General features: G+C 51.9%; 21 protein-coding genes. 9 read left to right on the forward strand and 12 right to left on the reverse strand.

Features of this window, described 5'->3' with window-relative positions:
- Positions 1-49: 49 nt before the first annotated feature.
- Complete coding sequence (gene tyrS, locus A1332_RS19045) at positions 50-1,243, reverse strand: tyrosine--tRNA ligase (protein WP_419866000.1); 1,194 nt, start codon at positions 1,241-1,243, stop codon at positions 50-52.
- 147 nt (positions 1,244-1,390) lie between these two features.
- Between tyrS and A1332_RS19050 the strand changes: the two genes are divergently transcribed.
- Together A1332_RS19050 and A1332_RS19055 are read left to right on the forward strand one after the other, a co-directional pair.
- A complete protein-coding gene (locus A1332_RS19050) occupies positions 1,391-2,683 on the forward strand; it encodes a peptidoglycan DD-metalloendopeptidase family protein (RefSeq protein ID WP_064010047.1) in 1,293 nt (430 codons plus the stop codon).
- 4 nt (positions 2,684-2,687) lie between these two features.
- A complete protein-coding gene (locus A1332_RS19055; RefSeq protein WP_064010009.1) occupies positions 2,688-3,803 on the forward strand; it encodes an anhydro-N-acetylmuramic acid kinase in 1,116 nt (371 codons plus the stop codon).
- Here A1332_RS19055 and erpA read toward each other — a convergent pair.
- Positions 3,795-4,127: an iron-sulfur cluster insertion protein ErpA gene (gene erpA / locus A1332_RS19060; RefSeq protein ID WP_020483200.1), complete on the reverse strand. Its 333-nt coding sequence runs from the start codon at positions 4,125-4,127 to the stop codon at positions 3,795-3,797. The two genes, A1332_RS19055 and erpA, sit on opposite strands and share 9 nt — an antisense overlap.
- A 240-nt stretch (positions 4,128-4,367) precedes the next feature.
- Here erpA and A1332_RS19065 point away from each other — a divergent pair, with 240 nt between their 5' ends.
- Positions 4,368-4,853: a SixA phosphatase family protein gene (locus tag A1332_RS19065; RefSeq protein WP_064010010.1), complete on the forward strand. Its 486-nt coding sequence runs from the start codon at positions 4,368-4,370 to the stop codon at positions 4,851-4,853.
- 19 nt (positions 4,854-4,872) lie between these two features.
- Here A1332_RS19065 and A1332_RS19070 read toward each other — a convergent pair whose 3' ends face one another.
- The 10 genes from A1332_RS19070 to A1332_RS19115 form a co-directional block, all read right to left on the reverse strand.
- A complete protein-coding gene (locus A1332_RS19070) occupies positions 4,873-5,139 on the reverse strand; it encodes a hypothetical protein (protein WP_064010011.1) in 267 nt (88 codons plus the stop codon).
- 27 nt (positions 5,140-5,166) lie between these two features.
- On the reverse strand, positions 5,167-6,306 hold the full coding sequence (nirJ, locus tag A1332_RS19075; RefSeq protein WP_064010012.1) for a heme d1 biosynthesis radical SAM protein NirJ: 1,140 nt from the start codon (positions 6,304-6,306) through the stop codon (positions 5,167-5,169).
- Between the two features lie 3 nt (positions 6,307-6,309).
- Positions 6,310-6,789: an AsnC family transcriptional regulator gene (locus A1332_RS19080; protein WP_064010013.1), complete on the reverse strand. Its 480-nt coding sequence runs from the start codon at positions 6,787-6,789 to the stop codon at positions 6,310-6,312.
- A complete protein-coding gene (locus A1332_RS19085) occupies positions 6,789-7,232 on the reverse strand; it encodes an Lrp/AsnC family transcriptional regulator (RefSeq protein ID WP_064010014.1) in 444 nt (147 codons plus the stop codon). The genes A1332_RS19080 and A1332_RS19085 overlap by 1 nt, the downstream gene beginning before the upstream one ends.
- Positions 7,233-7,234: 2 nt before the next feature.
- Entirely contained in the window at positions 7,235-7,807 is a 573-nt protein-coding gene (locus A1332_RS19090; protein WP_064010015.1) for an AsnC family transcriptional regulator, read from the reverse strand.
- A complete protein-coding gene (locus A1332_RS19095) occupies positions 7,800-8,255 on the reverse strand; it encodes an Lrp/AsnC family transcriptional regulator (RefSeq protein ID WP_064010016.1) in 456 nt (151 codons plus the stop codon). The genes A1332_RS19090 and A1332_RS19095 overlap by 8 nt, the downstream gene beginning before the upstream one ends.
- Before the next feature lie 3 nt (positions 8,256-8,258).
- Positions 8,259-9,437, reverse strand: a complete 1,179-nt coding sequence (locus tag A1332_RS19100) for a cytochrome D1 domain-containing protein (RefSeq protein WP_064010017.1) — start codon at positions 9,435-9,437, stop codon at positions 8,259-8,261.
- 89 nt (positions 9,438-9,526) lie between these two features.
- Positions 9,527-9,739, reverse strand: a complete 213-nt coding sequence (locus A1332_RS19105) for a c-type cytochrome (RefSeq protein WP_231886632.1) — start codon at positions 9,737-9,739, stop codon at positions 9,527-9,529.
- A 93-nt stretch (positions 9,740-9,832) separates the two neighbouring features.
- Complete coding sequence (locus A1332_RS19110) at positions 9,833-10,144, reverse strand: c-type cytochrome (protein ID WP_064010019.1); 312 nt, start codon at positions 10,142-10,144, stop codon at positions 9,833-9,835.
- Positions 10,141-11,721 carry a nitrite reductase gene (locus A1332_RS19115; RefSeq protein WP_082879782.1) on the reverse strand — a complete coding sequence of 527 codons (1,581 nt, stop codon included), beginning with the start codon at positions 11,719-11,721 and terminating at the stop codon, positions 10,141-10,143. The genes A1332_RS19110 and A1332_RS19115 overlap by 4 nt, the downstream gene beginning before the upstream one ends.
- Positions 11,722-11,935: 214 nt before the next feature.
- Here A1332_RS19115 and A1332_RS19120 point away from each other — a divergent pair, with 214 nt between their 5' ends.
- The 6 genes from A1332_RS19120 to leuD all read left to right on the forward strand — a co-directional run bounded on the left by A1332_RS19120 (position 11,936) and on the right by leuD (position 17,303).
- Positions 11,936-12,499, forward strand: a complete 564-nt coding sequence (locus A1332_RS19120) for a MarR family winged helix-turn-helix transcriptional regulator (protein ID WP_064010020.1) — start codon at positions 11,936-11,938, stop codon at positions 12,497-12,499.
- An 86-nt stretch (positions 12,500-12,585) separates the two neighbouring features.
- Positions 12,586-13,566, forward strand: coding sequence for a 4-hydroxythreonine-4-phosphate dehydrogenase PdxA (gene pdxA, locus A1332_RS19125; RefSeq protein ID WP_064010021.1), 981 nt, complete (start codon positions 12,586-12,588; stop codon positions 13,564-13,566).
- Between the two features lie 8 nt (positions 13,567-13,574).
- Positions 13,575-14,366: a 16S rRNA (adenine(1518)-N(6)/adenine(1519)-N(6))-dimethyltransferase RsmA gene (gene rsmA, locus A1332_RS19130; RefSeq protein ID WP_064010022.1), complete on the forward strand. Its 792-nt coding sequence runs from the start codon at positions 13,575-13,577 to the stop codon at positions 14,364-14,366.
- A gap of 166 nt (positions 14,367-14,532) precedes the next feature.
- Complete coding sequence (gene adk, locus A1332_RS19135) at positions 14,533-15,219, forward strand: adenylate kinase (RefSeq protein WP_064010023.1); 687 nt, start codon at positions 14,533-14,535, stop codon at positions 15,217-15,219.
- 33 nt (positions 15,220-15,252) lie between these two features.
- The gene (gene leuC, locus A1332_RS19140) at positions 15,253-16,668 is read left to right on the forward strand and encodes a 3-isopropylmalate dehydratase large subunit (protein WP_064010024.1); all 1,416 of its coding nucleotides are present in this window, start codon (positions 15,253-15,255) and stop codon (positions 16,666-16,668) included.
- Positions 16,665-17,303, forward strand: a complete 639-nt coding sequence (gene leuD, locus A1332_RS19145) for a 3-isopropylmalate dehydratase small subunit (RefSeq protein WP_064010025.1) — start codon at positions 16,665-16,667, stop codon at positions 17,301-17,303. The genes leuC and leuD overlap by 4 nt, the downstream gene beginning before the upstream one ends.
- Positions 17,304-17,323: the final 20 nt, after the last annotated feature.

The following is a 17,323-nucleotide window of genomic DNA, read 5'->3' on the forward strand; positions in this document are numbered from 1 at the left end:
TACTTAAGCAGTGAAGAGCCGCGCATTCTAACCACACTTCCTACTCTCGTCAAGATATTATTTCTATCCGCGCAAACTTTCTTTTACCTACTTGATAAACATGCTTGGCTGGCGCAGAAATTACCGCTTTGGGATCTTCCAGTTTTTCACCATCAATTTTTACCGCACCCTGCTTAATCAGCCGCAAGGCCTCAGAAGTGCTTTCCACCAACCCTGCATTTTTTAGCACATTAGCAATTGGCATTCCCTTGTCATCCACCCTAATTTGAACATCCTCTATATCGTCCGGCAATGCGCCACGCTGAAACCGCGCCTCAAAATTCTCCAGCGCCGTCTTTGCAGCGAGTAGCCCATGAAACCTAGCAACAATCTCCTGAGCAAGCGCTACTTTGTAATATCTAGGATTTTCACCCCCTTCGCAAGCAGCGCGCCAACCTTCTATTTCTAGCATTGACTTAAAGCTCAACAACTTAAAATAACGCCACATCAGTTCATCGGAAATCGACATAATTTTACCAAACATATCATCAGGCGCGTCCGCAATCCCTATATAGTTATTAAGCGACTTGGACATTTTCTGCACGCCATCAAGCCCTTCCAAGATCGGCATTGTCAACACGACCTGTGGTTTTTGCCCATAACCTTCCTGCAATTGCCGCCCCATCAACAAGTTAAACTTCTGATCGGTACCGCCCAGTTCAACATCGGCTTTCATTACCACCGAGTCATAGCCCTGTATTAATGGGTATAGGAATTCGTGAATCGCAATAGGCTGACCACCCTTATATCGCTTACTAAAATCATCGCGTTCCAGCATTCTGGCGACGGTATTTCTGGCCGCCAACTGAATTAATTCGGCACTCGTCATCGCCCCCATCCATGCCGAATTGAATTTAACCTCGGTTTTATCCGGATCAAGGATCTTAAAGACCTGTGCCTGATAGGTTTTTGCGTTTTCCGCCACCTCTTCACGGCTCAAAGGCTTACGCGTGACGTTTTTGCCAGTCGGATCGCCTATCATTGCGGTAAAATCGCCAATCAAAAATTGCACGTTATGACCGGCATCCTGAAACTGCTTCAGCTTATTAATGAGCACCGTGTGCCCCAGATGCAAATCGGGTGCTGTAGGATCGAATCCAGCCTTAATGGTTAAAGGCCGATTTTCCTCCAGCTTTTTGATCAAATCAGATTCCAGCAAAATTTCTTCAGCGCCGTAACGCAACTGAGCCAAGGTTTCTTGCAACAATTTATTCTCCCGATAGCCTTAAGTTTTGGGCGCGCATTATAAGTGATGCAATTGTACGGAAGGATAAAAAATGGCCTTTTGTTGGCCTTATGCACCAAAATTGCCTACAATGAAACGCTCGACAAACAATGAAGTGTGATTACTGTGAAGAACAGAATACTCAAGTCGGTGCTGTTAGGCACCTGCACCGTTGTTGCCGCAAGCGCAAGTTACGGATTGATACCGCATAAAGGTTTTGAAGACGCAAAGACCCTGGAGCAAGACAGACTGATCTCATCCAAGATCAACCAATACACCAAATACGTAGCACCACCCGAAGTACAACATCTCGATATAACCGAAGAACTGGAACATACCGTCAAATCGGGTGAAAACCTTTCCAGCATTTTCTCAGCCTTAAATCTTAGCCGAGAAGATTTGCACAAGATTATCCACGCCAACGCCACAGGCAAGCAGTTCGCCGATGTCGAACCTGGCCAAGACGTTGTCGCCACCCTGAATGCATCCGGCGAGCTGGAACAACTGACTTATAGTAAAAATCCTTTCGAAACATTGATCGCCACGCGGCACGATGACGGATTTGACGTGGAATTGCTGAGCAAAAAAGTCGATTACCAACTCGCCAGCAGCAAAGGCACGATTGATTCTTCGCTATTCGAAGACGGCAAGGAAGCAGGCCTACCGGAAAAACTAATCCTGAAACTAGCCGACATTTTTGCCTGGGACATCGATTTTGCATTGAATTTAAGAGATGGCGACCAATTTACTGTCGTCTATGAAAAACTGTTTGTGGACGGCAAAGAGTTTGACACCGGTGAAATTCTCTCGGTTGAATTCGTCAACCAGGGTAAAACATACACCGCCGTGCGTTTCGAAGATAACCAAGGCAATACCGGCTATTACACCCCTGACGGCAACGGTTTGCGTAAAGCCTTCCTGCAAACCCCAATGGACTTCGCCAAAATCAGCTCGCATTTTGATTTGCACCGCAAGCATCCGATTCTGAACACCATCCGCGCTCACAAAGGTGTCGATTATTCCGCGGCCATTGGTACACCGGTTAAAACCACCGGGGACGGCAAAATCGTCTTCCGCGGCGTGAAAAACGGCTACGGCAATGTAGTGGAGATCGAACACGGCCAAAAATACTCGACTTTGTACGCTCATTTGTCCGGCTTCAAGTCCGGTCAAAAACTGGGTAGTGCTATCAAACAGGGGGATGTGATTGGTTACGTCGGTAAGACCGGCTTGGCCACCGGTCCGCATTTGCATTATGAATTCCGCATTGGCGGCGAGCACGTTAATCCGGTTACCGCGAAAATACCGCGCTCTATGCCCATGGATAACGCTTTACTAGCAAAATTCAAAGCACAAACTCAGCCGTTTATAGCGCAACTGAAGCAAGCCAAAGGCGACGCGTTGGTAGCTCAAAACTAAAACAGTGTCCGAGCTTTATATTGGCTTAATGTCAGGGACCAGCATCGATGGTATTGATGCTGGCCTCGTCGATTTTAGCGACGGCAAGATACAACTTATCGCTTTCCATTACCAACCATTTTCCGCCGAACTCCGGCAAAAAATTCACCATCTTAGTCAACCGGGCCAACTTATTCTGCTAACGGATTACGGCTCGCTCGATAGCCAGATCGGCCGCCTATTTGGCGAAGCCGCGCAGGCTCTACTGGATAATGCCAATATTCCGGCCAGTTCGATCAAGGCAATAGGCAGTCACGGCCAAACCGTTTATCACGCGCCTGAGACTGACAATGGCTTTTCTCTACAAATCGGCGACCCGAATCGCATCGCCGAAATAACCGGCATCACCACCGTCGCAGACTTCCGCCGCCGCGACATCGCCGTCGGCGGCCAAGGCGCTCCATTAGTTCCAGCCTTTCATCAAGCAGTTTTTAACGATGTCACGCAAGCTAGGGTGATCGTCAATATTGGCGGTATTGCCAACATAACGGTATTGAACGATAAACCGGTCATCGGCTTCGATACTGGTCCCGGCAATGGCTTGATGGACTGGTGGTGTCAAGAAAACTGCAATCAGCCTTATGACCGCAATGGCAACTGGGCAGCCACGGGTAAACCTTATCCAGCCCTGCTCGACGCATTAAAAGACGACGACTATTTCCGACTGACGCCACCGAAAAGTACCGGTAAGGAATATTTCTCGTCAGCGTGGCTAAAACAAAAACTCCGCTTATTCAACAATCTTAAGCCGGAAGATATTCAAGCCACGCTCTGCCAGTTCAGCGCCGAGACCATCGCCGATGCCATTCGCCAATATGCACCCGACACCCTGCAAACATTGGTCTGCGGCGGCGGCGCGCATAACGGTCAATTGATGACTCTGTTGCGGAAAGGCCTGAATATGCCGGTAATTTCAACAGCGGAAAATGGAATCGATCCGGACCATGTAGAAGCAATTGCGTTTGCCTGGCTGGCACGACAAACCTTGAATAATTTGCCGGGAAATTTGTGTAACGTCACGGGCGCTAGTACGCCCGTGGTTTTGGGTGGGATTTATCCGGGTAAAAACGGATTAAGCTGAGAAAGACGAGCCGCAACCGCAGGTCGTCGTCGCGTTTGGATTGCGAATCACGAATTGCGCACCAGACAAGTCTTCCTTGTAATCGATTTCGGCACCGCTAAGGTACTGGATACTCATCGAATCGATCAGCACCGTCACGCCGTCTTTGACGATTTGCGTATCGTCTTCATTGACATCTTCGTCAAAGGTAAAACCATACTGAAATCCGGAACAGCCGCCACCGCTAATATAAACTCTGAGCTTAAGATTATCGTTACCCTCTTCCTGAATTAAACCCGCAACTTTATGAGCGGCACTGTCGGTAAAAACAATAGGATCGGACATATAAAACTCTATAAGCAATTGAAAGACTGAATGATTATGACTATACCCAGTAATTCAGTCAAGAATTATCAACTATATTTTCCAGGCCAGCGATTAAAGCCCTAACGAAGCAACAACTGAGCTAATATTTGCGCTAGATTTAGTTGGAACTTTATAACAAACTTCATAGCTTCGCCTAAAACCAGAAAGTGTCGATAGTCTAAAGACCCCAGTCAAAATCGTCCGACAAGGAGACGTACCATGCTTATCACTTTCCTCAGACACGCTACCGCAGAAGATGGCGGCTTATCGATACCCGATGCGGATAGAGCCTTAATCGATAAAGGCGAAAAGCAGGTGAAACGCTTGGCGGCATTTTGTTTAGCCAACGGCTTGGTTCCGGGATCGATTTATTGTAGCCCGCTGCTACGCGCTCAACAAACCGCAAGGATACTCAACCAACGCCTGCCCGACAGTCCTGCACCCCAGACCGTTGAGTGGCTGGGCATCGATACTTCTGCATCAACCATACTCAGAGAGCTTGCCAAACTAGCCGAGCAAGGTCTGGACGACGTTTGGTTGGTCGGGCACGAGCCGGACTTCTCGGTTACCATTTCCGGTTTGTTAGGCACCGCTACCGACAGCATTGTCATCAAAAAAGCCTCCCTAACCCGCCTGGATGCCGATTTATCGGATCAAGCGTCCGCTAAATTGCTGTGGAGCATCCCCTGCTCATTGATGCGCTAAGGACCAGCCCAACCAAATTTCAAGCCAATTGTTCGCCCAGTTCCTTCAGTGCTGCCAGGGTTTCGGCATCGGTAACCGACTCCGCAATCCGCGTATGCAATTTCTCCGCATAGCGGGCTGATGCCAAACCAGCCTTAACCAAACCAAAGTCCTGAACAAAGCTATCGATTTGCCGCCAGTCGTCGCCGGTCAATATAGCCTTTTCCGTAGCAGAAGCCATCCTGGTCCAGCCATCAATGTCCCCGGCAAATTTTTTGTAAATAGCAATTTTTTCCAGATTAATCATTGCTCATCTCAGACTGCGCAAAGCACTCTAAGCGAAGATCTCTTCGTCCGCCAGATAACAACCAGGATCCTCGGCCCAAAAATCGCCAGTCATTTGTTGAGCGCGAACGCGGGTATTGCCGTTGCAGATACTTTGATAATGGCAATCACCGCAGCGGCCTTTCAGCGGCCGGGGCGATGCTTTCAATCCTGCCATCAGTGGATCAGTGATGTCCGGCCAGATTTCAGAGAACGGTCTTTTGCGGACGTTGCCCAAGCCGTAATGCCACCAGAACGTGTCCGGATGGACATTGCCCAAATTGTCGATATTGGCAACGTTTACGCCAGAAGCATTGCCGCCCCATTGCTGTAATTTGGCCCGCATATGCTCCGTTCGCTCGGGAAAACGGCGCTTGACCCAGTGCAGAAAATACACTGCATCGGCGTCGTTGTTGCCGGTCACCACTTCGCGATGCAAACCTTGCTGCTCCCAGCTTAACGACTTTTCGAACAAGCTGTCCATGACCTTGCGGGTTAATTGAAACTCGGCGTCGTCCTTACGATTCTTATTGCCCCGACCGCCGTAATTTAAATGCGACAGGTAGAATTTGTCGATGTCTTCGTCGTCCATCAATTGCAACAGACCTTCGAAATCGTGAGCGTTGTCTTGGGTCAGCGTAAACCTGACGCCGGCTTTGATGTTGTGTTCCCGGCATAAACGAATACCGGCCAGCGACGCGTCGAACGAACCTTGTTTCTGGCGGAATGAGTCATGAGTCTGACCAATGCCATCCAGGCTGACGCCGATGTATTGGTAGTCGATAGCGGCGATTTGCTCGATGTTACTTTCGTCAATCAACGTACCGTTGCTGGACAAGGCCACATAAAAACCCATGTCGCGGGCCCGCTGCGAGATGGCAAAAATGTCCGGATGCAGCAACGGCTCGCCACCGGACAGGATCAATACCGGCACTTTGAAAGCCTTCAAGTCGTCCATCACCGTGTAAATTTCCGGCGTACTCAGCTCGCCAGGGAAATTGATGTCGGCCGACGTGGTATAGCAGTGTTTGCAGGTCAGATTGCAGCGGCGAATCAAATTCCAGATCACCACCGGCCCCGAGGGCTTGCGCGGTGCGGTCAGCGGGGTTGGATGCAGCAGTTCGCGCATGTATTGGCTCAGTCTGAACATACTCTATCCCCCGATTCGCAAACCGGTCTTTTTTAAAATTTTGGTGCTGTACAGCACCTCGTGGCGGTGCGCCTGCTCACCCAATAATTCGGCGATGATTGCTATTTGCTGTTCGGCGTCAGCTTCAACTTTGCCGTGCACCATGGCGAACAGATTGTACGGCCAATCAGGCCAATGTCGGGGGCGCTGGTAACAGTGGCTGACAAACGGCAGTTTTGCCACCTTTTGCCCAAGTTCGTCGACATAGCTATCGTCCACATCCCAAACCGTCATACCGTTGTAGCGATAACCCAGTTTGTAATGGTTGGGCACTGCGGCAATACGGCGGATGACCCCGGTCTGCTGCATCTCGGCAATGTGCAACATCACAGCTTGGGCAGACAAACCCAGTTGCTCGGCAACGGCTTGATACGGTTCGCTAACCAGCGGTAAGCCGGCCTGGGTGGCCTGGATAATTTGTCGGTCTGTCTCATCGATTGACATCAGGCTTCCAATTGCAAACCAACGAAATATTCGCTGATTTTCGGCATGTTGTAGACCGGCAATCCGGTCTGCCGCTCGATTTCGGCAATCACACTTTGCACCTGTTCCGGCTTTTCGGTAGCCAGCACAAACCACATGTTGAGTAAATGATTACGGGCATAGTTATGCGCCACTTCCGGGAAGGCGTTGACGATTTCGGTGACTTCGTCGAAACGTTCGTCAGGCACTTTCAGCGCTGCCAAAGTCAGAGCCCCACCCATTTGTTCGGCGTGATACATCGGCCCAAACCGCGATAGCACTCCGTCGGCCAACATGGCTTGCAATCTGGACAGCAATTCGGCTTCCGGAAGGCTCAATTCCTCGGCAACCCGCTGGTAGGGCGATGCGCAGATAGGAAAACCTTGCTGCAAGCGGTTGACGATGGCTTTGTCTATGGCGTCCATGATTAGGCGAAGTGCACGCCGAAAGACAGTTTGTTTTTAATCTCCTCAGCCCTACTCTGTCCAGCAAGAGAGGGGCTTAGCCCATCGCCATTTGCAATGGGGCGAGCATATAAAGCCCCGCGCTGCTTGAAGCAACGCCGACTAAACAAGACTTCAAATGGATATTCACATAAATTGCAGGCATGCCGCAGCTCTGCCCATTGTTCCAACACCACTTCCCGGCTCTTGCCGTGGATCATGCAATACAGGTTGTAGGGCCAGACTTCACCTTGGCGCGGGCGTTGATAACACAGATTCACGCAAGCCTGCTGGCTGATCAAAGCACCAACCCGAGCCACCCACTCGTCGGGCACATCCATCACGATCATGGCATTAGCCCGATAGCCGAGCTGACGATGCTTGACCACTACTCCCCAACGCTTGATCAAACCCTGAGTCTTCAAGCGTGCAAGGCGCTCGATTACGTCCTGCTCGGTGATTGCCAATTGCTCGGCTATCGCCGCATACGGCCTCGCTGCAATCGGTAATCCCGCTTGCACGGCGGCAATCAGTTGAAAATCGATAGCGTCAATCATGCAAATTCAGCTCAAATCCCAGGTTGATGAAATAGTCGGCCAACATCGGCAGCAACATCGCAGGATAACCGGTTTGGGTTTCGATATCCGCAATAACGGCTTTAAGATGGGGTTCGCTATCGGCAATCAACACAAACCACAAATTGAAACGATTTTCGCGCTCGTAGTTGTGATTGACTTCCGGATAGGCACTGACCAATTCGGCAACTCGCGCCAAGTCTGTGTCCGGCACAGCCATCGCCACCAACGCGCTGTTACCTATGCTATTGGGCGCGATCACCGGACCGATGCGGCTGATCATCTGCTGCTCGGATAAGGTTTGAAACGCATTCAGCACCTCGTCCTCGCTAACCCCGAGCTGCTCGGCGATGTCTCGGTAAGGGGTCGGACTCAACGGAAAATCCTGCTGATAGTCGTTGAGCAGACGTTTATGCAAGGGGGCTAGCATGTTTTACCAGCCTATGCGATTGGCGCGATCAGTGAAAAAAATCCCGCTGGGTTTTTGCACCGGCAGACGGGCCGTCTCTTGAAAAGTTTCGGTATCGTAGACCATCACCCTATCCTCATCGCGCACCGCCAGCCAGACCGATTCACCGCGAGGACTGAATTCCATGTGCAACACAGCCTTGCCGGGTTGCAGGGTTTTAACGACATTAAAGTCTTTCAAATCGATCACTTGCACGATCTGATTGTCCGGGAAGGCGAAATTCACCCACACCTGCCGCCCGTCAGGCCGCGACGTGACGAATACCGGCTGGCCGGCCACCGGGATGCGTTTCACCAACTCCCACTCGCGGGTATCGATCACCAACACTTCATGCAGCCCCACAGCCGGCACCAGCAACCAATCGCCGGCGACTGTCCAGCCTTCCAAGTGCGGCATTTTGTAAACCGGCATTTGCTCGTCGTCCTTGCCGTAATCTTCCAGAATATGTTCGACACCTTTTTCCGGTTGCCACAGATCCAGCAAGGACAAACCTTTTTCGCCGAACAAACCGGCGGCATAGAAATGACCGTCCGGCGTCAATAAAGCGTCGTAAGGTTGTTTGCCGATGTCTTTAAATTTTTTCACAACGGGCTGACGCGGATTTTTAGCGTCGATAAGCCAGATTTCGTTGCCTTCGAACAGACTGCACACGAAGCGCTGGCCCGGCGCATCGACCAAACCGACCACTTTGGATAATTTATTGTCTTCGCCATAAACCGCAGGAATCTCGGCCAGTTGCTCCAAGGTATCCGCCGAGAAAATCTTCACGCCGCCCGGTGTGTAGTTAGACACGGCGATTAATTTGCCATCCTGAGAAATTGCCCCGCCGATACTGTTGCCGGCCTGAATCACCCGTTTATCGATTTTATCTTGGAGTAAATCGATCTTGGTCAAGCCGCCGTCGCGACCGAAAACATAGGCATAACGCTGATCGCGGGAGAACACCACCGAGGCATGAGACAAGTCGCCTAAGCCTTCGATACGGCTCAACGAGGCTGGTTTGGTGGTATTGACAATCTGGATGCTGCCGGTTTCGCGTTCTATCACTACGCCGAGATCGCCGGTGGCTCTAAGCTCCGCATGACTGGGTAACGCAGACGACAACAAGAAAATCAGGAGACACCGGGAATAAGAAAGTTTCATAGGGCGCGTGTTATTTAGCGACGATCATTCAAGAAGTCAATCTGCCATTAGGTTGTTAACCTACTAACTGCGAAAACAGATACCGGCTATCAGCGCTTTCTTAGTTGTTGAATCAGCCAAGCAGTTTCATCGACTGTCAGAAAGTTCTTCCAGGGCGGCATCGCCGTCCCAGCTCGGCCGTTTTGGATAGCATCTATCAACAATGCATCGCTTTTGTCTGCCAATACTTCCGGCATCAACGATGGCCCCAAGCCGCCTTTCGGTGGCAGGCCGTGACAAGAGCCGCAATCATGCTTGAGCATATTCAACAACTCCTGCTGCCTTTGCGGATTAGGTTGGTCCGCAAAGGCGCAGGTTGACAGCAAGCCGAGCAACAGCCAGCGATAACCCATTATTTAAGGTTTAACGCTGCCGTAATACGCGGCGATGTCGTTGATTTCCGCATCGGTCAAGGAACCGGCAATTGCGTTCATGATGTCGGATTTCCGCGTCTTGTCGCGATATTGTTTGATCGCGGTTTTCAAATACTCGGGATCGCGGCCGCCCAACGGTGGAAACGGCGCGTCGGCGCTGGGCATCCGGATACCGTGACATTGCGCGCAGACCGCGCCAGCCTTGGCTTGACCGACATACAAACTGGTAGCCTGTGCGCTACCGGTAGCCATCAGTCCCGCCAGCAGCGACACGATAAAATGAGTCATCTTCATTTTGATTGCTCCATTTCGTCAGGTGACAAGCCGCGAGTCATGTATTTAACCCGGCCGCGGGAGAAGATACCCGCCGGACTTTCCATCGGCACGCTTGCGACTTTTTGCAAGGTGTTGGAATCGTACACCACCACTTCGTCACCGTTGTAACCGGCGCTGATATACAGGAATTTACCGTCGGCGCTATATTCCGGGAAGTAAGCGTGACCGCCAACATCCAGCGTTCTAGCAACTTCCAGGGTTTTCTTGTCAATCAACTGCACAGTGCGGGCGCGTCTGTCTTTGCTGATGATGTCAACCGCGACATAAGGCGCGTTGGCATGTGCAGCCGGCGATTCGGTGCCGCCGGAAACAGGTACTTGTTTGACTACTTCCATTTTGTCCAAATCCCAAACGCTGACCACGGTTTTATCGCAATCGCCGAAGTTGGTACCGAAGCCTAAGGTACGGCCGTCAACTTTCACCGCTGAACCGCCGCCAACGTGCGGTACGCAGCCGGCTTCCAGTTTTTTGATAATCTCGCGTTTTTCCAGATCGATGGCCGCAACGATGCTGTCGTCGTAGGACGCGATCATCAATTTTTTGCCGCCGTGAGTCAGGAAGGCGTCGTGCAAATGCCGACCCACTTTCTCGATACGGGTAACCGGGAAACCTTCTTTATTCAAATCAATCACCCAAACCTGACCGGCATTTTCCAACGCAATCGCGAAAATATCGGCATATGGTGTACCGATGATCATGCCGGAGTCGGAAGATACATGTTTACCGTCGGGATCGATGCCTTCCAATTCGAAGGTTTTTAGCGGCTCCAAGGTATCGGCATTCAGAATCACGGCGTTATGCGGTACGAAAGAACCGGCCATGATGTATTTACCGTCGCGAGATACGCCCATGCCCGGGCCGTTCCAGCCGGTTTTGATGCTGCGCACCGCTTGCATGGAATATAAATCCACTTTAAAAATCTCGGCGGTATCGGTTTTGACATAAGCCCAACGCGGATTGGCCGGGTTAAAGTCAATGATATGCGCGGCGGTGCCTGTGGGTACTTCCCCAACTTTTTGATGGGTAGAGCTGTTGATGAAGATGGCTTTGGAGCCTTCGCCGCGACCGTATTTGCCGCGAGCGGCCACGCCAATCAAGTTTTCGAATTTATCGTCGATTTGGAAGGTTGGCTTGGTTGGCAGCGTGCTTTCATCTTTAACATAGACTTTAAGCGACTTTTTCATGTCGTCGATAGTCCAGGCCGGGTTAGGCTGTTTGGGGGTTTCTTGCAGATGCTTAATCACGCCGCGAATTTCGTCGTCATCGAGCCTGCCGTAGAACGGAGGCATCAAGGTATCGAAGCTTCCGGCCATCACAATGGTCCGCAACGCGGTGGGACTGCGACCCTTCAAGGTGGCCGAGTTCAACGCCGGCGCCAAATAACCGCCGTGATCGGAACCGTGGCAGCTGGCACAATTGTCTTGATAGAGTTTGTGGAAGTCGTCGGATTTTGCCAGCGCCATTCCGGATGACAACAGCATGGCGATGGAACTCGCCAGTAGGGATTTATTCAGCATTTTTATAGTATTTTTCATTTAAAATTCCTGCCACCCGCAAGTTAAAAAAAAGAGCCAACTTGGTGCATTAAACCATAAAAGACCAGGACGAACAGCCACCCGATTTAGCATGGTAAAATAACAGCTTGTTGACTCCAGGCCGATGTTATAAAGTAAAGTTTCGATTCGCTATCAATTTACTCCTTAATCCATAGCCTTGTCAACCTAGTGGGTCACGATGAGAATGCAATTTATGCAACAAACTGATATTTACGAACTTATTGAGTGCATGACCACATTGATTCGCTCCGAGGAGCGAAAAAAATGTACGGAGCTGGGCTTGCAGCCGGTACACTTCCAGGTGCTCAATTACCTCTCGCGCTGCAATAAATACAGCAACACCCCTGCGGCTGTTGCCAATTATTTGGGTATGACTCGCGGCACTGTGTCGCAATCGCTGATTATTCTGGAAAAGAAGGGTTATATCGGCAAAACCCCGGATGCCAACGATAAACGCGTGGTGCATTTACAGTTGCTGCCGGACGGCGCAGCCATACTTAAGCAAGCGCGACCGTCTGATTTATTCCACGGCGCCACCGCCATCTTGCAAAGCAGCGATTCGCCGCCGTCAGACGCCAATGTCTTTCAGCAAGCTCTTACCGCGTTGCAAAAGGCGAATCAGTCGCAATCGTTCGGCGTGTGCAAAACCTGCCGCAATTTCAGCGAAAAAGACGGCGGATTTTTCTGTCAGCTTACTCAGGAAAAGCTCAGCACAGACGATAGCGAACAAATTTGCCAGGAACACAACCCTGTTTGACTATCCGAACGGACCGCAGATAGACAATAAACAAATCTTGGCGCAGTTTATAGTCCGCCATTCATGAGTTCGCTTTGAGATTTAATATGTCTATACCTCGCATCGCGTTGACTCCCGGCGAACCGGCCGGCATCGGTCCGGACTTGTGCATACAACTGGCACAGCAGGAACAAGCTTGCCAACTCATTGCCATTGCCGATCCGAAATTATTGCAGCAGCGGGCGGAACAACTCGGCTTGTCGCTGACAATTCAACTTTTCGACATCGATCAAAACGTCAACAAACAGCAAGCCGGCACGATAACCGTACTGCCAATCAGCTTAAGCGAATCAGCCGTTTGCGGACGGCTCAATCCGGCCAATAGCCGATACGTTCTGGAAACCATCCGCCAAGCGACCTTGGGCTGCATGAGTGGCACATTCGCGGCCATGGTAACCGGGCCAGTGCATAAAGGCGTAATCAACGACACCGGCATTCCCTTCAGCGGCCACACCGAATTTATCGCCGAAATCACCGGCGGAACCCCAGTCATGATGCTGGCCACACCCGGCCTGCGCGTCGCTTTGGCAACCACTCACTTACCTTTGTCAGAAGTAAGCGCGGCAATCACCCTGGATTCACTGGAGACGGTCATCCGTTTGCTGAACCGCGATCTAAGGCAACGCTTTGCGATAGAGAAACCGAAAATATTGGTCTGCGGCCTCAATCCGCATGCCGGCGAAAGCGGGCATCTGGGCCGCGAGGAAATCGACATCATCGAACCGACATTGGAACGCTTGCGCTGCGAAGGCATCAACCTTTACGGCCCATTACCCGCCGACACCTTGTTTACCCCTAAATACCTGGAAACCGCCGACGCCGTATTGGCGATGTATCACGATCAAGGCCTGCCGGTATTGAAATACAAAGGCTTCGGCCAGGCCGTAAATATCACGCTCGGCCTGCCCATCGTCCGCACCTCGGTTGACCACGGCACCGCTCTTGAATTGGCTGGTACCGGCAAAGCCAATCTCGGCAGTTTGCAGTTTGCGTTGCGGACTGCGCTGGATATGATCCCCCACTTATAAAACTAAAAATGACCCACACCGCCCGCAAACGCTTCGGCCAGAATTTTCTGCACGATCACAGCATCATTTACAACATTCTAGCCAGTGCCCATCCGCTGGCTGGCGAACATTGGGTGGAAATCGGCCCCGGCCTGGGTGCGCTAACCCTGCCCTTGCTGGAATCCGGCGCTAAACTCGATGTCGTTGAGTTGGACCGGGACTTGGTCAACCGTCTGCAAAAACAGTTCACCAGCCATAGCAACTTAACTGTGCACAGCGCGGATGCCTTGGACTTCGATTTCGCCGCACTGGCGCAAGCCGGCGAGAAGCTGCGCATCATCGGCAACCTGCCTTACAACATTTCCACGCCGCTGATGTTTCACCTCTTGGAAACCACCGATTGCGTGGAAGACATGCTGTTCATGCTGCAAAAAGAAGTCGTGGAGCGGATTTGCGCCGAGCCGGGCAGTAAGAAATACGGCCGGCTGAGCGTGATGATGCAGTATTACTGCGAAACCGAGTTGTTATTCGAGGTGCCGCCGGAAAGCTTCGATCCGATTCCGCAAGTGATGTCGGCCATTGTCCGGCTAACCCCGCACGCCCAGCCGCCGGTCGAGATTGCGGATCTGAAAAGCTTTAGCCAATTGGTGACTCAGGCTTTTTCGCAACGCCGGAAAACCATCCGCAACTCACTGAAAAACTTCATCTCAGAGCAGCAGATCATCGACTTGGGAATCGACGCCAATCTGCGCGCGGAATCGATCAGTCTGGCCGAGTTCGCACTGCTCAGCGCACACAGCCAAGCCAACACCACCAGCTAGATTCACAACGCCCCACGCCGCCGACTCGACAAGATTTGACGGCATTCACAGGGCAAGTGCGATAAAATGCCGGATTTTTCCGCCAGGCTCACGAACTGATGCGCTTGAGCCGGCTCTCTTTATATAGCAAGGCAACCAGCCTGATTCATACACTGGAGTGATTGATATGCGCATTATCCTGTTAGGCAGCCCCGGTTCGGGCAAAGGCACCCAAGCCCAGTTCATCACGGAGAAGTTCGCGATTCCGCAAATTTCCACCGGCGACATGCTGCGCGCCGCCGTCCGCGAAGGTACGCCTCTGGGTGTCGAAGCCAAGAAAGTAATGGATGCCGGCGGATTGGTGTCCGACGAGATCATTCTCGGGCTGATTAAAGAACGTATCGCCCAGGACGACTGCAAAAACGGCTTTTTGCTGGACGGTTTCCCTCGCACCATCGCTCAGGCTGAAGGCTTGGCGAACATGGGTGTGGAGCTGGATTATGTGATCGAAATTGCCGTGGACGATGAGGAAATCATCAAACGCATGAGCGGCAGACGCGTGCATATGGCGTCGGGCCGCACCTACCATGTAGTGTTCAATCCGCCCAAGCAGGAGGGCCTGGACGACGCCACCGGCGAGCCTTTAATTCAACGCGACGATGACAAGGAAGAAACAGTGCGCAAACGCCTGAGCGTTTATCACGAACAAACCAAACCGCTGGTCGGCTTTTATTCGGCAACCGCTCCCGGCGTTGCCCTATCTCCTGCATCCATGCAGTCGTCCGCACCCGGTCAAAACGCTAAATTCGCGTCGATTGCCGGCGTTGGCTCGGTCAGCGACATCACCACTAAATTGCTCGCCATTTTGGGCTGAGCAGTATTGTTAACTTCTTTATCGGAAACTTAGATGGCTGGTAAAACCTTATACGACAAACTCTGGGACGACCACGTCGTCCATACCGAAGACGACGGCTCCTGCCTGATTTACATCGACCGGCAGTTGCTGCACGAAGTGACTTCGCCGCAAGCTTTCGACGGCTTACGCCTGTCCGGTCGCCAACCTTGGCGTATCGCCAGAAACCTGGCGGTTGCCGACCACAACGTGCCGACCACCGACCGTGACAAAGGCATCGCCGATCCGGTTTCAAGATTGCAAGTGGAAACGCTGGAAAACAACTGCAAAGAGTACGGCATTACCGAATTTGATATGGCCGATATTCGCCAAGGCATCGTGCATGTGATCGGCCCGGAACAAGGCGCCACCCTGCCCGGCATGACCATAGTCTGCGGCGACTCGCACACCTCCACCCACGGCGCTTCTGCGGCGTTGGCGTTTGGTATCGGCACCTCGGAAGTTGAGCACGCGTTGGCAACTCAATGCTTGGTGCAGAAAAAAGCCAAAAACATGTTGATTAGAGTCAACGGCAAAACCGGTCCGGGCGTCACCGCCAAGGACATCGTACTGTCCATCATCGGCCAAATCGGTACGGCTGGCGGCAATGGTTACACCATCGAATTCGGCGGCGACGCGATCTGGTCTTTGTCCATGGAAGGCAGGATGACGGTCTGCAACATGGCTATCGAAGCGGGCGCTCGCGCCGGTTTGATCGCAGTCGACGACATTACTATCGATTATTACCAAGGCCGTCCTTATGCACCCAAAGGCGACGACTGGAACATGGCGGTACGTTATTGGCAAAATCTGCGTTCCGACAGCTACAGCGGCGATTTATTCGATAAAGTCATCGACATCGATGCCGCTGGGATTAAACCGCAAGTCAGCTGGGGTACTTCGCCGGAAATGGTGGTGGCAGTCGATGCCAATGTACCCGATCCGGCCCAAGAAGCCGATCCGGTCAAGCGCCAAAGCATTGAGCGAGCCTTGCAATATATGGGCTTGCAAGCCGGCCAGAAAATTACTGATATCAAGCTGGACAAAGTTTTTATCGGTTCCTGCACCAATTCGCGCATCGAAGACTTGCGTGCCGCTGCGGCTGTCATTAAAGGCCGCAAAAAGGCCGCTTCAGTGAAACAGGTATTAATCGTGCCCGGCTCGGGCTTGATCAAACAACAAGCCGAAGCAGAAGGTCTGGATAAAATCTTCACCGCAGCCGATTTCGAATGGCGCGATCCCGGTTGCTCCATGTGTCTGGCGATGAACGCCGACCGTCTGGAAGCCGGCGAGCATTGCGCGTCGACTTCGAATCGTAATTTCGAAGGCCGACAAGGCTACGGTGGCCGCACCCACTTGGTCAGCCCTGCCATGGCAGCCGCGGCGGCGATTGCCGGCCACTTTGTTAACATTGCGGAGGATGTCGCATGAAAGCTTTTACTACCTTGACCGCTTTGGTTGCTCCACTGGACCGCGCCAATATCGATACCGATGCGATCATCCCCAAACAGTTTTTAAAGTCCATCCGCCGTGCCGGTTTCGGCCCGTATCTGTTTGACGAATGGCGCTATCTGGATAGAGGCGAACCGGAAATGGATTGCACCAACCGGCCGCTTAACAAAGACTTCGTGTTGAACCAGGCAAAATATCAAGGCGCGCAAATCCTGCTGACCCGTGAAAACTTCGGTTGCGGTTCCTCGCGCGAGCATGCGCCTTGGGCTTTGGAAGATTACGGTTTCCGGGCGATTATCGCACCGAGCTTTGCCGACATTTTCTTTAACAACTGCTTCAAGAACGGCATTTTGCCTATCGTGTTGCCAGCCGAAACCGTCGATCAGTTGTTCAAAGAAGTGGTCGATGGTTATCAGTTAACCATCGATTTGCAAGCGCAAACCATCACGACGCCCAGCGGTCAAAATATTGGCTTTACCGTCGACGAAAACCGCCGCTTCCGCCTGATGAATGGTTTGGACGATATTGCGCTGTCGCTACAACACGCCGACAAAATCAAAACCTACGAAACCGAGCGCGCCAAACGCGCACCGTGGTTGTTCAAAGACGCGTAAGCTCCATTGAAAGGTAAAAA

The organism is Methylomonas methanica (assembly GCF_001644035.1).
Taxonomy (GTDB): Bacteria; Pseudomonadota; Gammaproteobacteria; order Methylococcales; family Methylomonadaceae; genus Methylomonas; species Methylomonas methanica_A.

What these genes read in the sequence shown, in the direction of transcription:
- A1332_RS19115 (WP_082879782.1), bottom strand. Translation starts at nt 11,721, where the DNA reads ATGAAAAATACTATAAAAATGCTGAATAAATCCCTACTGGCGAGTTCC.
- A1332_RS19105 (WP_231886632.1), bottom strand. Translation starts at nt 9,739, where the DNA reads ATGCTCAAGCATGATTGCGGCTCTTGTCACGGCCTGCCACCGAAAGGC.
- A1332_RS19080 (WP_064010013.1), bottom strand. Translation starts at nt 6,789, where the DNA reads ATGTCAATCGATGAGACAGACCGACAAATTATCCAGGCCACCCAGGCC.
- A1332_RS19110 (WP_064010019.1), bottom strand. Translation starts at nt 10,144, where the DNA reads ATGAAGATGACTCATTTTATCGTGTCGCTGCTGGCGGGACTGATGGCT.
- nirJ (WP_064010012.1), bottom strand. Translation starts at nt 6,306, where the DNA reads ATGTTCAGACTGAGCCAATACATGCGCGAACTGCTGCATCCAACCCCG.
- erpA (WP_020483200.1), bottom strand. Translation starts at nt 4,127, where the DNA reads ATGTCCGATCCTATTGTTTTTACCGACAGTGCCGCTCATAAAGTTGCG.
- A1332_RS19070 (WP_064010011.1), bottom strand. Translation starts at nt 5,139, where the DNA reads ATGATTAATCTGGAAAAAATTGCTATTTACAAAAAATTTGCCGGGGAC.
- rsmA (WP_064010022.1), top strand. Translation starts at nt 13,575, where the DNA reads ATGACCCACACCGCCCGCAAACGCTTCGGCCAGAATTTTCTGCACGAT.
- pdxA (WP_064010021.1), top strand. Translation starts at nt 12,586, where the DNA reads ATGTCTATACCTCGCATCGCGTTGACTCCCGGCGAACCGGCCGGCATC.
- leuD (WP_064010025.1), top strand. Translation starts at nt 16,665, where the DNA reads ATGAAAGCTTTTACTACCTTGACCGCTTTGGTTGCTCCACTGGACCGC.
- leuC (WP_064010024.1), top strand. Translation starts at nt 15,253, where the DNA reads ATGGCTGGTAAAACCTTATACGACAAACTCTGGGACGACCACGTCGTC.
- adk (WP_064010023.1), top strand. Translation starts at nt 14,533, where the DNA reads ATGCGCATTATCCTGTTAGGCAGCCCCGGTTCGGGCAAAGGCACCCAA.
- A1332_RS19085 (WP_064010014.1), bottom strand. Translation starts at nt 7,232, where the DNA reads ATGGACGCCATAGACAAAGCCATCGTCAACCGCTTGCAGCAAGGTTTT.
- A1332_RS19100 (WP_064010017.1), bottom strand. Translation starts at nt 9,437, where the DNA reads ATGAAACTTTCTTATTCCCGGTGTCTCCTGATTTTCTTGTTGTCGTCT.
- A1332_RS19120 (WP_064010020.1), top strand. Translation starts at nt 11,936, where the DNA reads ATGCAACAAACTGATATTTACGAACTTATTGAGTGCATGACCACATTG.
- A1332_RS19095 (WP_064010016.1), bottom strand. Translation starts at nt 8,255, where the DNA reads ATGCTAGCCCCCTTGCATAAACGTCTGCTCAACGACTATCAGCAGGAT.
- A1332_RS19065 (WP_064010010.1), top strand. Translation starts at nt 4,368, where the DNA reads ATGCTTATCACTTTCCTCAGACACGCTACCGCAGAAGATGGCGGCTTA.
- A1332_RS19090 (WP_064010015.1), bottom strand. Translation starts at nt 7,807, where the DNA reads ATGATTGACGCTATCGATTTTCAACTGATTGCCGCCGTGCAAGCGGGA.